Raw genomic sequence first — 13,911 nt, forward strand, 5'->3', positions numbered from 1 at the left:
TTAGCCGCCAAGCTGCGCGCCCACCTGCGCCATCAGCGCCATCACCCGCGCGCGCGTGGGGGCCTGGAGGTCCGGCCGCACCGCGATCGCCTGGAGCATCTGGAACACGGGCGTGCCCCCTTCCAGGTGCTGGGCCGCGACCGCCAGCAGCGCGGGCTCCTCGCCTGGCGCCAGCCCCCCGGCCACCACCCAGGCCCGCAGCTGCTCCAGCGCGCTGGCATCCAGCGGCCGCGTGTTCAGCGCGTCCAGCAGTGCCCGCTGCACGCCCCGGTCCTTCTCCGTCCCCAGCGCGTCCAGGAGCAGCCGCGTGGCCAGCTCCTGCGGGGCGGCGCGCAGCGCGTCCGCCGCCGCGGCCCGCACGTCCGGGGACTCCGCGCGCAGGTGCGGCGGCACCACGTCCATCAGCCGCTCCGCCCGCGTGCCGCCCATCGCTCGCAGCGCGTGCGACCGGGCCTCGTCCCCAGAGGCCTGGGCCACGGCGGTCTCCAGCGTCCGCACCGCGGCGCGCGCCTCCACGGAGTCCGGGTTCAGGTGCGACGACCAGACCCCCAACGCGTACGACGTGGCCCGCTCCACAGGGACGTCGTGCTCCATCCGGGCGCGCTCCAGCAGGCCGTTGATCATCACACCCGTCTCCGGCTCCGGCTTCGTCAGGAACCCCGCGCGCTGCACCATCATCACGTACGCGCCCGCGTGCTCCCGGGCCTCCGTCGACAAAAGCAGCGTGCGCAGCGTGGCCTGCGCCTGCGGGTGGCCCGCGCCCACCAGCAGGTCCAGCATCAATTCGCGCATGCCGGGCTTCGTGCCCGGCTTCAGGAACAGCCGCGCCAGTTCCTGGCAGCGCTTCGGCTCCAGCGTCAGCGCCGCGATGGCCCGCCGCGCGAACACGTCCAGCCCCGCGATGGCCTCCGGACCGCTGGCGTCCTCCAGCGTCTCCAGCAGTTCGTCCACCGTCATCCCGTCCGCCTGGCCGCGCAGCGCCGCCGTCTCCGGATCCATCTCGAAGGCAATCTGCGACGGCGTGCGAATCACCAGCTTCTGCTCGCCCGACGGCGGCAGGGGCTGCATCTCCCGCGACTGGTAGGTCAGCCTCAGGCGCAGCCGCTTGGACAGGAGCACGCGCCCGTCCGTGCCCAGCGCGTCCAGCACCTCGTCCTGGGTGATGGCGACGAGGCGCCCTTCCGCGTCCCGGTCGAAGGTCGTGAGCGAGCCCAGCTCCTGCTTCGCCACCGTCGCCGCGCCCGCCGCGCGCAGGCTCTGGTAGCGCGTCCTGCGGCGCGTCAGCCGCGAGGTGTCTCCGGGCTCGAAGGCGAACGCCGACTCCACGTCGCCCGTCTGCGTGGACTCCGTGGTGGTCCAGGCTGCCGCGTCGCGCAGCTCGGAGGGGAACAGCTCCGCCGCCAGCGTCTGCGCGAACTGGCGGAACAGCGGGGGCTCCGCCTCGGAGAAGCGCACCGCCTGGAGCGCGCCGCGCGCATCCAACTCCAGCCACGCGCTGGCGGTGTCCGGCAGGTGGGCCTGAAGCGCCGCCGCGTCGGGCAGCAGCGCCTGTCCGGAGAGGGTGGCTTCGTGCCGCGCCAGCCGGCGCAGCGTCAGGCGCAGCCGGGTGCCCGTCGCGCGCGTCTCCAGCGCCTGGAGCATCAGCTCGCCATCCAGGTGCAGCACGCCCTCCAGCTCCTGGGCCTTCGCGTCCTGCGCCGGCATGGGCAGCGCCACGCGCGTCAGGTCATCCCAGACGAGGTGGAAGGTGTGCGCCTCGCCCACGCGCCAGCGGAACAGCGGCAGCCGGTGGACGGACTCGGAGGCCTCCACCGTCGCGGCGGACGGAGACGACTCGGACAGCCAGAAGGGCAACGCTCCCAGGCACACCAGGGCACCCAGGCCGGCCACGCCACGAACGAGGGTCGAGCGACGCATGAAACACTCCCGCAAGGAAAAGTCGAAGAAGGTAGGGAACCACTCCCCGGGGCCGTTGAAGGCGGCCCCGGGGTCATGCGAGCGCGGCTAGTAGAGCTGCGCGAGCGGCAGGTAATGCTGGTCGTTGAAGAGCTGCGCGCTGGTGCCGAAGCCCGGCCACGACACGATGGGGAACTCCGCCTTCAGGAAGCCCAGCTCCGCGAACAGGGAGAGCCGGCCGTCCAGCGAGCGCAGCGTGAAGTTCAGGCTGGTGCCCAGCCCCAGGAACAGCGTGTTGGGGTTGGTCGGGTGCGTGGGCGAGCTCAGCGCCACGCCGATGCGGCCCTGGAGCGGCAGCTCGAAGCGCACGATGGTCAGCGTGCCGCGGACACCAATCTGGAGGCCCGGGATGCCGATGGCCAGCGACACGAAGCCGTTGGCGGACGCGTAGGGCCCGATGTTGCCCAGCAGGTCCAGCGTGATGAGGTTGCGCGTGCAGTCACGGCCCATGGCGCCGCCCAGCGAGGCGACGATGCCCACCTCCACGGACAGGCCGCCGCTCACCGTCACGGGGATGAACCACACCATGAAGGTGGCGCTCGCCTTGGCCGCGTCCTTGTCCACGAAGGGCTTGCGCTCCACGAAGGTGAAGCGCGCCGGGTAGGACTGGTCGAACGTGAAGACGGGGTTGCCCAGCACGCGCGCGCTCAGCTCCGCCCGGATGGCGGAGGGCTGCGTGGACGCGCGGCCCGTCAGGTAGGCGACCTCCGTGCGCGTCGGGCTGAACACGTTCGCGTAGAGCCCCAGCTCGCTGAAGATGCTGGCGTTGGTGTCGCACCAGTTGCCGTTGAACGCGGAGCCGGGCGTGCTGATCTCCCAGCCGGCGCGCAGCGAATAGCCACCGCCGAAGTTGTTGTCGCCCGCGTAGCCTCCCGCGGAGAAGTCCTGCCCCTGGCGCTTGGTCATGGTGACCGGGTTCGTGGGCGGCTGCTGATTCGCCGCCTGCTGCGCCAGGTACTCCGCCAGGATCCGGGAGTACGCGCTCACCAGCGTCGGGTTGAGCGTGTAGTCCTTCTGGTCCAGGCCCTTGATCTTCAGCCGGTCCGCGTTGCGGATGAAGCTCTCCACGCCGAAGTCATTGCCGGTGACGGTGAGGCACTGGCGCAGGTCCGCCTCGCGGCGGGGCACCATGACCGCGTCCACCATCGCCTTGTAGCGGCGGGGGCTCCAATCACACGCCGTGGTCTTGTCGGTAACGAGGCAGCCCTCGGCGTCCGCCTTCTCCAGCGACGCCTCCAGGGCCTTGTCCAGGCCGTACAGTTGCTCGGCGGTCTTCTCATCCAGCTCCACCGTGCTGAAGTCGCGGCTGCGCAGCATCTCCGACTCGCGCTGCCAGCTGGCATAGGCGGCGTTGCGCCGCTCCAGCAGGGCCGCGAAGGCCTCCTGGCGCTGCTGCGAATCGTTGAGCACGTCGTCGGCGACCTTGCTCAGCGACTTGCTCAGGGCCTGGTGCCACGCGTCCGAGGGCAGCACCGCCTGGCGGGCCTCGGCGTTGTTCGCCTTCAGCGCCGCCTCGGAGGTGAAGACGTAGCCCTTGGTGCCCTTGGGGTACGGCCCCGGCACGAAGCGGAAGTACGCGTTCTTCTCCACGCGCGTCTTGCCGTCCCAGAGGGGCGCCTGCTTCACCCCGTCCTTGCTGAACAGCGTGCGCTCCGCGATGCCCCCGGCGCCGTAGGCCGCGGTGAACAGCGCGCGGAAGTCGTCGCCGAAGCGGCCCGCGTTCTGCTCGAAGCGGCTGAAGTCGTAGTGCTTCTCGTGCACGTACTCCTGGCACGAACGCTCCAGCACGCCGTTGGCGTCCCACGCCTGGCGCTGCTTGTCGTACGCCTGCTCCACCTTGGTGAGGTTCTTGTAGCCCTTGCGCGCCAGCACCTGGCCGCGCTGCACCTGGCCCACGATGGACTCATCCGAACCGGAGAAGAACGTGTCGAGGACGGCGTTGGGCTGCACGGCCACCGACTCCACGCCGCCGCCCAGGGTGTCGGGCAGCAGCGCGGTGCGCTTGGGCGCGGACGTGTAGCGGGCCTTCCACTCGGACTCCATCAGGCCCTGGCAATACGAGTCGTTCTCCTGGCCGCACGCGGACGCGCGGTAGTCCACGTTGGAGCACTCGGTCAGCGTGGGCTGGAGGCAGGGGGCCGCCAGCGCCTGGGGCGCCGCCAGCGACACGGTGGACAGCAAGGCCCAGCGCACGGGGCGCGGCAGCCGGACGGGGGTTCTGCGCGAACTCATGAAAGCCTCATCTCGGGGAACGCACGGGCCGGCAGGGCCCGGACGCCGCTGCCCTTGAGCACGATGCGTGCCGGGCCCCTCCAACCCGCGCGTCAGAGGGAACATCGAGGGAGCGCCCACCGCCGTGAGGACACACAGACCACAAACGGCAAGAACCGCCGTTGCCCGGAAGGCAACGACAGACGCCTGGGACCTGGAGCGCGATACACGTTCGACACATGCGTTGGACGCGCCCTGCGCCTGCGCCGGCCCCCGTCGTCACGCGCCGGGCGGATCCCCCTCGGCCCCCCGCCGGGCGGCCGGACGGACCACCCGGGCTGATGGGGTCCATGCCCAGGGGTGAATCCCGGCTGCTTTCGCCCTTCCGGCCCTCCCGGATTTGTGGTGTGAACCGGGCCCATGGCGAACACGCGCACTGTGACGGTCATCAACGGCGACGGCATTGGTCCCGAGGTTTCGGCGGCCACCATCCGCGTCCTGGAAGCCCTCAAGGTCCCCCTGGAGTTCGAGTTCAAGGACGCGGGCACGGAGGTGGTGGCCAAGTTCGGCACCAACCTGCCCCACGAGACGGTGGAGGCCGTGCTCCGCAGCGGCGTGGCGCTCAAGGGCCCCACCGGCACCGTCGTGGGCGGCGGCCTGCCCTCCGCGAACGTGGGCCTGCGCAAGCGGCTGGACCTGTACTCGTCCCTGCGCCCGGTGAAGAGCGTCCCCAACGTCAAGACGCGCTACGAGAACGTCGACCTGGTCGTCGTGCGTGAGAACACCGAGGACCTCTACGCGGGCCTGGAGCACATCGTGGTGCCGGGCGTCGTGGAGGCCATCAAGGTCATCACGGAGAAGGCGTCCACGCGCATCGCCCGCTTCGCCTTCGAGTACGCCAAGAAGAACGGCCGCAAGAAGGTGTCCGCCATCCACAAGGCGAACATCATGAAGCTGTCGGACGGCCTCTTCCTGGACTGCTGCCGCAAGGTCAGCCGCGAGTTCCCGGAGGTCGCCTACGACGAGGTCATCGTCGACAACCTCTGCATGCAGCTGGTGAAGGACCCGACCCGCTTCGACGTGATGGTGCTGGAGAACCTGTACGGCGACATCGTCAGCGACCTGTGCGCGGGCCTGGTGGGCGGCCTGGGCATGGTGCCGGGCGCCAACATCGGCGAGCGCACCGCCGTCTTCGAGGCCGTGCACGGCACCGCCCCGGACATCGCGGGCAAGGGCATCGCGAACCCCACCGCGCTGATGATGTCCGCGGTGATGATGCTGGAGTGGCTGGACCTGCGTGAGGCGTCCCAGCGCATGGCCAACGCCATCCAGAAGGTCTACGGCAGCGAGTCGAAGGTGCGCACCGGCGACCTGGGCGGCAGCGCCACCACGCGCGAGTTCACCGACGCCATCATCGCCGCGCTGTAGTCCTCGACGCGCGGCGCATCACCGCTTCAAAAGCCAAAGGGGGCGGGAGGTTCTCCTCCGGCCCCCTTCCTGTTTTCAGCCGACAGTGACCCTGCGGACGCCTCGCGCTTCCAGGAGCGCGGGAAGCCGTTCGCGCTGGTCGCCCTGCAACACCAGCGCGTCCTCCTCCACCACGCCACCGCAGCCCAGGCCGTTCTTGAGTGCCTTGAGCCAGGTGTCCAGCTGGGCGGCGGGCAGCCCCAGTTGCTCCACCACCGTCACCTCTTTACCGCCCCGGCCCTTGCGCTCCATGCGCACCACGGCGCGCGCGGGCCCCTTCGGCTCCGGCTTCTCGCGAGGCGCGGGCGGAGGCGGCCCCACGGGCAGCGCTTCCCGCTGCGCGGACAGGGCGGCGAAGGGGTTGTTGAAGGGCCCCGGCGGCGGGGCCTCGTCCTTCTTGTCGCGCTTGCCCATGGCGTCCTCCGCGCTCCTGTCCCGTTACGGGTGGGCGTGGCCCTCGTGGCCGGGGGCGCCGGTGCCCCGCGCGCGCGGCGGCGGCAGGGCGCTGAAGCCAGGGGCGTCGGGGTTACCGCTCGCCAGCACCAGCGCGTAGATGAGCGGCGCGGACGGCGGCACCTCGCGGCCGTTCACCAGCACCAGCGGCGTGCCCTGGATGTTGAAGCGCATGGCGTATTCAACGTCCTGGCGCAGCTTCCCGATGGTCTCCGGCGCCGTCATGCACCCCTCCAGCTGCGGGCGCGCCACGGAGCCGGAGCTGGCGATCTCCATCACCTTGTCGGTGTCCAGGAAGGCCTGCGCCGCGAAGAGCTTCTCGCGCAGCGTCCAGAAGTCCTTCGCGCCCTCCAGGCACACCGTGGCCCGGGCCGCGGCGCAGCGCACGCTGAGCGCGTCCGGCCCGCGGTTGGGGATGGCGGGATTGCACTGGCCATCCAGCGGGAACTGCCGCGCCTCCACGGACAGCATGCCCTTGGGGGCGTGCTGCTTGATGAGGGCCAGCTCCTCCACCAACGACTTGCAGTGGGGGCACTTGCTGTCCGTCCACTCCAGCACCTTCACGGGCGCGTCCGCCGGACCGTAGAGGGCGCGCGGCGGATAGGCCGCGAGCTTCGGCGTGCCCGACCGGTACATGGCCAGCGAGTCCGACAGGAACTGCTTCTGGTCCTGCGGCAGGCTGGCGATGAACTCAGGCAGCGTGGTCGGCGGCGCGGGCGGGGGCGGCGGCATGGCCGAATTGGAGCCGGACGTGTTCTGCGCCTGCGTGGAGGCCACCGGCGGCAGGAAGGCGCCGGCCTTCGGCGCGTGCGGCGTGGCCCGGCCGGGCATCAGCATGGCCACGAAGGCGACGGCGGAGATGCCCACGGTCCACTGGAGCGTGCCGCCCCACTCGCCCGCCTGGGGCAGCAGGGGTCCGGGCAGGCCGCGCCACGCCACGCCCGCGAACGCGAGCACCAGCACGTAGGTGCCCAGACACGTGGGGCACACCACGCCCACGCTCGCGCTGACGCTGGCGAAGACGGCGACGGAGACAACACCCGCGAGCGCCAGCAGGCGCAGGCCACTGGCCGCCGGACGCACCGAGCGGCCCGCCTTCGCCCACGCGAGGTACAGCGCGGCGAGGCCCACGGCGGAGAGGCCCCACACGAGCCCCAGGCCCGCGATGGGGATGCCCAGGGTGTCGTGCACGCGGCTGGCGAAGTCCGAGTTCCAGACGGTCTCGCAGTTGACGTGCTCGTTGATGCCGCAGCTGGTGGCGCCACCGGCGCGCAGCGTGAGCAGCTCCATCCATTGATAGACGGCGAGCGCACTGGTGAGGAGGCCCAGCACCAGCAGCGCGAGTGCGCCACGGGTGGGAACGGGTGCGGCCGGGGTCGGGGCCTTCTTGCTCATGCGTGCTCCGGAGGCGGGGTCATCAGGACGAGGAGGCGGGCATTGTCCGGGCCGTCATTGACGACGCCGTGTTCGGTGCCCGCGGGGGCGAAAAGGGTGGAACCGGGGCCATGCGCCGCTTCCTCGTCGCCGATGCGGAAGCGGCAGCTCCCCTCCAGCACGAGGTACACCTTGTCGGACGTGGCATGCCGGTGGGGCTTCTGCGCCTGGCCCGGGGCCAGGCAGTAGACGTCGAGGAAGAAGCGACCCGACTGGAAGACGGTGTGCTTCTGGAGCTTCTCTAAAGAGAAGCCCTGGAAGGCCGAAAGCTGCTTCACATCCATCGTGGCATCCGCTCCTGCGCCTCTATATAGCGACGGGCATGGAACCGCTGACGCTGCATTTTGTTCACGAGCAGGTAGGTGCCCGCTTCATTTCGGTGGGCGGCCGCGAGGTCGTGGCCGGGTATGGAGACGTGGGCGCGGAGTATGGCGCGGCCCGTGACGCAGTGGCACTGCACGATGCGTCCTACCGCGAAATCCTCCGGATAACGGGGGAGGATCGCGCCTCCTTCCTCCACGGCATGGTCACCCAGGAGGTGAAGAACCTCCCGGTGGGCTCGGCCGCCTATGCCGCCTTCCTCACGGTGAAGGGCGCCATGGTGGGAGATGCGCGCATCCTCAAGCGGGAGGACGACCTCCTGCTGGACCTGGAGCCCGGCCTGGGCGCCAAGGTGCGGGAGTTCCTGGACAAATACCTCATCTCCGAGGACGCGGAGCTGCACGACGGCACCCCGGACCAGGGCTGGCTCAAGCTGCTCGGCCCCCGGACGGCCCAGGTGCTGGCCGCCGTCCCGGGCGGCCTTTCGGAGCTTCCGGCGCCCCTGTCCAGCCGCAAGGCCACCCTCGCCGGGCAGGAGGTGTGGTTGCTGGGGACGGCGCTGCCGGGTGGGCTGTCCGGCGTGGACGTGCTGGTGCCGCGCGCGGGCCTGGAGGCGGTGTGGGCGGCGCTGGTCCAGGCGGGCGGGGCGCACGGGCTGAAGCCGCTGGGGTTCGACGCGCTGGAGCTGGTGCGGGTGGAGGCGGGGGTGCCGCGCTACGGGCAGGACATGGTGGACACGACCATCCCCCTGGAGGCGAACCTCACCAACGCCATCTCCTACAACAAGGGGTGCTACATCGGGCAGGAGGTCATCGCCCGGGCCACCTTCCGCGGGCAGATGAACCGCAAGCTGGCGGGGCTGCTGTTGGGTGAGAAGGACGTGGCGCCCGGCACGGAGCTGCGCCGCGGGGAGAAGAAGGTGGGCTGGGTCACGAGCGTGGTGACGTCCCCGGTGAAGGGCCAGCGGGTGGCGCTGGGCTACGTGCACCGCGACTCGCTGGAGCCGGGCACGGAGCTGACGCTGGGCGAAGGCGCGGGCACCGTCACGGTGGCCGCGCTGCCCTTCACGGCCTCGTAGCCTGGGACAGCGCCTGGCGCACCGCCGCGCGCACGGGCGCGGGCACCTCATCTCCTGGAATGCGCCGGCACAGGGACACCGTGCGCTTGAGCGAGTCGCACGTGTCGGTACAGCGCGGGCAGCGCGACAGATGGTCCTCGAGACGCACGCAGGTGGCCTGGTCCACCTCCTGCGCGACGAACTCGGAGAGCTCCTGCGCCAGCTCCGGGCACGCCGGGGCCTGCCCCTGGGCGCCCTCCCCCATCAGCGTGGAGAGGTGTTCGCGCACCTGGAGCCGCGCGCGGTGCAGCCGGCTCTTGAGCGCCCGCACCTCGATACCCACCACCTTCGCCGCCTCCTCCGCGGAGAGGTCCTCCACGTCCCGGAGGATGAGCACCTCCCGGTGGGCCTCCGGCAGCGCGAGGATGGCCGCCTGCAACACCTCTCCCATCTGCCGCGCCAGGGAGACCACGTCCGGGGTGGCCTCCTCCGCGGCGACGTGGGTGGCCGCGGGAGAGTCCAGGGGCTGGAACTCCTCGGGCGTTCCCACGCGCCTGCGGCGCAGGCGGTGGCAGTGCGTGCGGGCCAGCTGATACAGCCACGTGGACAGCTCCGCGTCGCCCCGGAACGCGTGGATGCCCCGGAAGGCCGCGAGCAGCGTCTCCTGGAGCACCTCCTTGGCGTCCTCCTCCGAGCCGCACATGCGCAGGCCGAAGCGGTACACCTGTTTCTCGTGGCGGGCGAGGACCGACTCCAACGCCTTGCTGTCGCCAGCGCGCGCGGCCTCCATCAGCGGATCATCGGTTCGCGTCGCCATCACCCGGTCGCCTCCTCCACATGTCACCGTCACGGCCGAGACGGAGACCGCTCGGTCGTCAGGAGGCCGTCCTGGCCATCCTCATGAGGATGCATAGCGGGAACCAGGCGCCGGTGCTGAAGGGACACGCCGAGCGGGTCCATGGGCGCGAGGAACTCCGCATGGGATGGATGATGCTCCCTAGTAGCGGATGACCTGATAGCCCTCGGCCACCAGGCGCGAGAGCTCCGCCACGCCGTTGTCCACCACCTCCGCCTCCGGCTGGAGCTTCTTCGGGTCGATGTCGAACTTCGCGAGCGCGTGGCCGCAGGCCACCAGCCGGACGCCCGCGGCCTTCGCGGCCTGGGCCTCCTTGCGAACCTCCTCCGGAACGGCCTTGACCGTCGGATCCAACGCCACCACCGCACGGCCATAGCTCAGCCACACCACGTCCGACAGGTAGCCGGACTCCCTGGCCGTCTTCGCGTGCCGGAAGGAGCTGGAGAGCGTGCCGAGGTCCTCCAGGCCCGTGGTGGACACGAAGACGAGCTTGCCCTGGTGCGCGGGCAGCTTCTTCCCGGTGGCCTGGGACGGCGCCGTGGCGATGGCGGCGAGAGGGACGATGACGAGCGCGGCGAGGACGAGCAGCAGGTTGCGATTCATTCGAGGGACTCCGCTTCGGGGCTGGTTGAACAGAGGCTCACTGCACCTGCTGGGTGCGCAGCACGGGCGGGAGGTCCTCGCCCACGGCGCGCCCTTGCAGCGCGTCGTTCAGACGCGGCTTGCCGGCGAGGAAGCGGCGCACCGCCTCGTGCGCATCGATGTCCAGGACATGCGGCTCCTGGACGCCGGGAATCCGGCACACCATGTCGGGGGCATCGCCCTCACGCTCGCAGGCCGTCACGGTGTAGAGGCGGTCGTCCTCCACCGGCCTGTCTCCGACTTCGATTGCCAGCAGGCGATTGCCCTTGGGCGCGTCGGCCCGGAAGCGCAGCGTCATCCCCGAGGGACGCGGCAGCCACCCACCGAAGCGCTTCTCCGGATCCTTCGCGAAGACGTTCTCCAGCTCCTGCTCCCAGAAGGCGCGAAGCTGGCGGCCACTCACCTTGCCTGTCTTCAGCTTGTTGACGATGGGGAAGAGGTTCCACAGGTCCGCCTCGCGCACCGGCCCGGGCAGCAGCGGCGTGCCGAAGCGGAAGCCGTTGGAGAGGCCAATCTCCGTCCCTCCGGCGGCGCGGATGGCGTCGGCCAGCACGTTGTCGAGCGGATTCTCCACCACCGCGTAGCGCGCGAGCGTGACGTCGGTGCGGCCCACCGGCGCGGACAGCTTCGCCTCGTGCGGAGCGAGGGCGGCGTCCACCAGCCGGGCCACCTTCGGGTCCTCCGGGAAGCGCGAGGCGGTCAGCTCGATGAGCTCCCAGCGGCGGTCCACCACCCGGCCCTCCTCCACCCACACGTCCAGCCGCCCGAGGAAGGAGCCGAAGGCACCGGGCTCCACCACCCAGCTCCCGGCCTGCGCAATCGGCACATAGGTGCGCTCGTGCGTGTCCCCCGACAGGTGGACATCCACCCCGGGCACCTTGCCAGCGAGCCCCACCGCCTTGGCGAGCCCCACGTGCGTCATCAACAGCACCACCTGGGCCCCCTCGCGCTCGCGCACCTCGCGCACGAGCGCCGGCAGTTCCTCCGGGCCGTCGTAGCGCAGGCCCTGGCTGTAGCCGGGAGGCTGGCGGCGCGGGACATCCGGATCCGTGAAGCCGACGACGGCCACCTTCACCCCGCCCACCTCCTTCACGAAGTACGGCGGGAAGAGGCGCTCGCCGCTCGCCGCGTCGCGCAGGTTGGCGGCGACGAGTGGATGCTTCAGCTCGCGGGCGCGCTGGCGCAGCACCTGGGGGCCGTACACCACCTCCCAGTTGCCAGGCACCGCGGCGTCCAGCCCGAGCGCGTTGAGCGGCTCGATGAGGGCACCGCCCTCGGTGAGCGCCGCCGCGCCCGAGCCCTGAATCGTGTCACCGGCATCGAGCACCAGCACGTCACCGCCGCGCTCTGCGCGGATCCGCTGGATGGCGACGGCCACGCGGGCGAAGCCGCCGGCCTCTTCGATGCGCTCCTTCCCTTCGTGCCAGAACAGCTCGGGGTGGGCGCGCAGCTGCGCGTGCAGATCCGCCACGTAGAGGACGGTGAGCTGCTTGCGCTGGGACGAAACGCTGTCGGCCGACAGGGTGATGGATCCCGGCCGCGTCAGGGTACAGCCGGAGCCCAGGCCGCCCAGCGAGAACAGCGCGCCGAGCAGGGAGAGGAGAGACAGCATCATCATGAAGCACCTTGAGGAAGAAGGACTGCGGAGGGGACACGAGGTGTGCCGCGCGAAGTTCCCGCGGCGCCCCGACCGCACCCCTCCCATCACTCCCAGGCCGACATGGGGCCCAGGTTGAAGACGTCCTGGAATCCACGCTCCTTCAGGAGGAGCTCGGCGCGGCTGCTGCGCGCGCCACTGCGGCAGTAGATGACGAGGGGCTTCTCCGGCGAGCCGAGCTCGGCGAGCCGCTGGGGCAGCTCATCCACGGGGATGTTCACCGCCCCGGGAAGGTGCCCGGCGGCGAACTCCTCCGGCGTGCGGACATCCACCAGCGTGGCGCCCGCCTCCACCCGCTGGTGGGCCTCGGCCCCGGCGGAGCGCTGGTGCGCACAGGAGACGAGGAACGGACCGGCGAACAGGGCAGCGACGACGAGAACGGACTTCATGGAGCGGCTCCGACCGGGCCCAGAGGCCCGCTGGGCCCTGGGGAACGGGGTACAGCGGGGTGGAACGTCAGAATGCCCGCGAGGAAGCTGCCGGAGAGGCCGGGACTCATGCCCCGAGGACACGGCCGGGAAGCTCGAAGGTTCCCGGCCTCGCGACCTCAAGGCGCCAGACGGGCCAGGGCGTCGACGAGCACCGGCTGCTCCAGCTCGGAGACGGCGAGCGCGGCCTGCCCGCCCCCGCGCGGCGCCACGCAGATGCGCTCACCGATGGGGCCCTGCGTGCAGCGCGTCCCTTCTCCGGCGAAGCTCGCCGCCTCCCGCGCCGCGGGTGAGCCCGGCGGCGGCAGGAAGAGCGTCATCGCCGTGCCCCCCTCGTGCCGGTACAGCAGCGAGGCGGAGAGCTGTCCATGCAGCCGGCAGCGGCGGGCCCCCAGCAGCGTCGCGCCGGGCACCACCGGTACGTCCACCGCATAGCCCACCTCCCGCGCCACCCAGGCCTTCACCGCGGCCGGATCCGAGGACTCGAACTCGCAGGGAGTGGCGCGCGAGAAGGCCTTGAGGTGGTGCCGCTCGAGGTCCATCGCCAGCGCGTCGTTCATGCCACCGGGCCACGACGTCCAGAGGATGCCCACGGACGCGACCGCCGCGGCCAGGCCCACCGTCCACCGTCGCCGGAAGGCGGGGCGGGAGCGCGGAGCCAGGCGGGAGACACGCGCCCTCAGCTCGGGCGGCACGTGCGTCTCCGTGGCGGCCTGGGCCTTCAGCGCCTCGCGCAGCGAGGCATAGCGGGCCGCCTCCCGGGCACAGCCCACGCATCGGGCCAGGTGCTGCTCCACGGCCTGCCGCTCGTGCGCCGGGCCCTCCCCATCGAACCACGCGGAGAGACGTTCCTGCCACGCCGGGCTACAGGCTTCCATGTGACTTCTCCTTCTCCAGGAGGTCGAGCATCGCCCCCCGGGCCCGCGCGAGGCGCGAGCGCACGGTGCCCACCGGACAGCCCTGGACCTGGGCGATCTCCTCGTAACTCAGCTCTTCGACTTCGCGCAGCCACAGCGCATCCCGCCACTCGGGGGCCAGCGACTCCAGCGCCGCCTTCATGCCCGAGCTGAGCGTGTGGGCGTGCAGCTCCGCCTCCAGGTCCGCGGAAGGCTCGGGAGCGGCCTCCTTCCCCAGACCACCCTCCAGCACCTCCAGCCGGGGGCGCAGGCCCCGCCGGGAGTTGAGGAAGACAGCGCGCTGGACGGCGAGCAGCCATCCCTTGAGCCGCTCCGGGTCGCGCAGCTCGTCGTGCCGCTCCAGCGCGCGCGCCACCGTCTCCTGCACCAGGTCATCCGCCTCGGCGGTGCTGCCCGTCAGTCGGCGGCCCACCCGTCGAAGGGCTGGCAGGTGCTCCAGGGCACGTTCAATGAAGGACCGGCTGCTCACGTTTCCTCAGGACACGGTGTCGGCTGCGAAAAGTTCCCGAGGG

At 71.3% G+C, this 13,911-nt stretch carries 13 protein-coding genes; 2 read left to right on the forward strand and 11 right to left on the reverse strand.

Annotation, left to right across the window (positions count from 1 at the left end; translation table 11 throughout):
- Positions 1-1,917 (reverse strand): HEAT repeat domain-containing protein, encoded by a 1,917-nt coding sequence (locus D7Y21_RS00255; RefSeq protein WP_121710477.1) that lies wholly within the window; start codon positions 1,915-1,917, stop codon positions 1-3.
- A gap of 87 nt (positions 1,918-2,004) precedes the next feature.
- Complete coding sequence (locus tag D7Y21_RS00260) at positions 2,005-4,188, reverse strand: hypothetical protein (protein WP_121710479.1); 2,184 nt, start codon at positions 4,186-4,188, stop codon at positions 2,005-2,007.
- Between the two features lie 399 nt (positions 4,189-4,587).
- On the opposite strand from D7Y21_RS00260, the gene D7Y21_RS00265 reads away from it, so the two are divergent.
- A complete protein-coding gene (locus D7Y21_RS00265) occupies positions 4,588-5,595 on the forward strand; it encodes an isocitrate/isopropylmalate dehydrogenase family protein (protein WP_120561378.1) in 1,008 nt (335 codons plus the stop codon).
- A gap of 75 nt (positions 5,596-5,670) precedes the next feature.
- Here the strand turns inward: D7Y21_RS00265 and D7Y21_RS00270 are convergent, their stop codons facing one another.
- The 3 genes from D7Y21_RS00270 to D7Y21_RS00280 are packed head-to-tail and all read right to left on the reverse strand — an operon-like array spanning position 5,671 to position 7,805.
- On the reverse strand, positions 5,671-6,048 hold the full coding sequence (locus tag D7Y21_RS00270) for a translation initiation factor (RefSeq protein WP_121710481.1): 378 nt from the start codon (positions 6,046-6,048) through the stop codon (positions 5,671-5,673).
- 24 nt (positions 6,049-6,072) lie between these two features.
- Complete coding sequence (locus D7Y21_RS00275; protein WP_121710483.1) at positions 6,073-7,482, reverse strand: vitamin K epoxide reductase family protein; 1,410 nt, start codon at positions 7,480-7,482, stop codon at positions 6,073-6,075.
- Positions 7,479-7,805, reverse strand: coding sequence for a cupin domain-containing protein (locus tag D7Y21_RS00280; RefSeq protein ID WP_014399741.1), 327 nt, complete (start codon positions 7,803-7,805; stop codon positions 7,479-7,481). Before D7Y21_RS00280 ends, D7Y21_RS00275 begins: the two co-directional genes overlap by 4 nt.
- Before the next feature lie 38 nt (positions 7,806-7,843).
- On the opposite strand from D7Y21_RS00280, the gene D7Y21_RS00285 reads away from it, so the two are divergent.
- Positions 7,844-8,920, forward strand: coding sequence for an aminomethyltransferase family protein (locus D7Y21_RS00285; protein WP_121710485.1), 1,077 nt, complete (start codon positions 7,844-7,846; stop codon positions 8,918-8,920).
- Here D7Y21_RS00285 and D7Y21_RS00290 read toward each other — a convergent pair.
- From D7Y21_RS00290 to D7Y21_RS00315, 6 genes are all read right to left on the reverse strand, one after another.
- Entirely contained in the window at positions 8,907-9,716 is an 810-nt protein-coding gene (locus tag D7Y21_RS00290; protein ID WP_121710487.1) for a sigma-70 family RNA polymerase sigma factor, read from the reverse strand. The two genes, D7Y21_RS00285 and D7Y21_RS00290, sit on opposite strands and share 14 nt — an antisense overlap.
- 180 nt (positions 9,717-9,896) lie before the next feature.
- A complete protein-coding gene (locus D7Y21_RS00295) occupies positions 9,897-10,358 on the reverse strand; it encodes a DsrE family protein (protein ID WP_120561373.1) in 462 nt (153 codons plus the stop codon).
- A 37-nt stretch (positions 10,359-10,395) separates the two neighbouring features.
- Entirely contained in the window at positions 10,396-12,015 is a 1,620-nt protein-coding gene (locus D7Y21_RS00300) for a bifunctional UDP-sugar hydrolase/5'-nucleotidase (RefSeq protein ID WP_233611878.1), read from the reverse strand.
- Positions 12,016-12,101: 86 nt separating this feature from the next.
- A complete protein-coding gene (locus D7Y21_RS00305; protein ID WP_121710488.1) occupies positions 12,102-12,443 on the reverse strand; it encodes a rhodanese-like domain-containing protein in 342 nt (113 codons plus the stop codon).
- Between the two features lie 158 nt (positions 12,444-12,601).
- On the reverse strand, positions 12,602-13,360 hold the full coding sequence (locus tag D7Y21_RS00310) for an anti-sigma factor (protein WP_121710490.1): 759 nt from the start codon (positions 13,358-13,360) through the stop codon (positions 12,602-12,604).
- Positions 13,347-13,868: an RNA polymerase sigma factor gene (locus D7Y21_RS00315; RefSeq protein ID WP_120561369.1), complete on the reverse strand. Its 522-nt coding sequence runs from the start codon at positions 13,866-13,868 to the stop codon at positions 13,347-13,349. Before D7Y21_RS00315 ends, D7Y21_RS00310 begins: the two co-directional genes overlap by 14 nt.
- Positions 13,869-13,911 lie beyond the last annotated feature (43 nt).

The sequence above is a fragment of the Corallococcus sp. AB045 genome (genome assembly GCF_003668895.1).
In the GTDB taxonomy this organism is placed as follows: Bacteria; Myxococcota; Myxococcia; order Myxococcales; family Myxococcaceae; genus Corallococcus; species Corallococcus coralloides.

Coding starts and splice junctions, on each gene's coding strand:
- D7Y21_RS00310 (WP_121710490.1), bottom strand. CDS start 13,360: ATGGAAGCCTGTAGCCCGGCGTGGCAGGAACGTCTCTCCGCGTGGTTC.
- D7Y21_RS00300 (WP_233611878.1), bottom strand. CDS start 12,015: ATGATGATGCTGTCTCTCCTCTCCCTGCTCGGCGCGCTGTTCTCGCTG.
- D7Y21_RS00270 (WP_121710481.1), bottom strand. CDS start 6,048: ATGGGCAAGCGCGACAAGAAGGACGAGGCCCCGCCGCCGGGGCCCTTC.
- D7Y21_RS00265 (WP_120561378.1), top strand. CDS start 4,588: ATGGCGAACACGCGCACTGTGACGGTCATCAACGGCGACGGCATTGGT.
- D7Y21_RS00280 (WP_014399741.1), bottom strand. CDS start 7,805: ATGGATGTGAAGCAGCTTTCGGCCTTCCAGGGCTTCTCTTTAGAGAAG.
- D7Y21_RS00285 (WP_121710485.1), top strand. CDS start 7,844: ATGGAACCGCTGACGCTGCATTTTGTTCACGAGCAGGTAGGTGCCCGC.
- D7Y21_RS00260 (WP_121710479.1), bottom strand. CDS start 4,188: ATGAGTTCGCGCAGAACCCCCGTCCGGCTGCCGCGCCCCGTGCGCTGG.
- D7Y21_RS00305 (WP_121710488.1), bottom strand. CDS start 12,443: ATGAAGTCCGTTCTCGTCGTCGCTGCCCTGTTCGCCGGTCCGTTCCTC.
- D7Y21_RS00255 (WP_121710477.1), bottom strand. CDS start 1,917: ATGCGTCGCTCGACCCTCGTTCGTGGCGTGGCCGGCCTGGGTGCCCTG.
- D7Y21_RS00275 (WP_121710483.1), bottom strand. CDS start 7,482: ATGAGCAAGAAGGCCCCGACCCCGGCCGCACCCGTTCCCACCCGTGGC.
- D7Y21_RS00290 (WP_121710487.1), bottom strand. CDS start 9,716: ATGGCGACGCGAACCGATGATCCGCTGATGGAGGCCGCGCGCGCTGGC.
- D7Y21_RS00295 (WP_120561373.1), bottom strand. CDS start 10,358: ATGAATCGCAACCTGCTGCTCGTCCTCGCCGCGCTCGTCATCGTCCCT.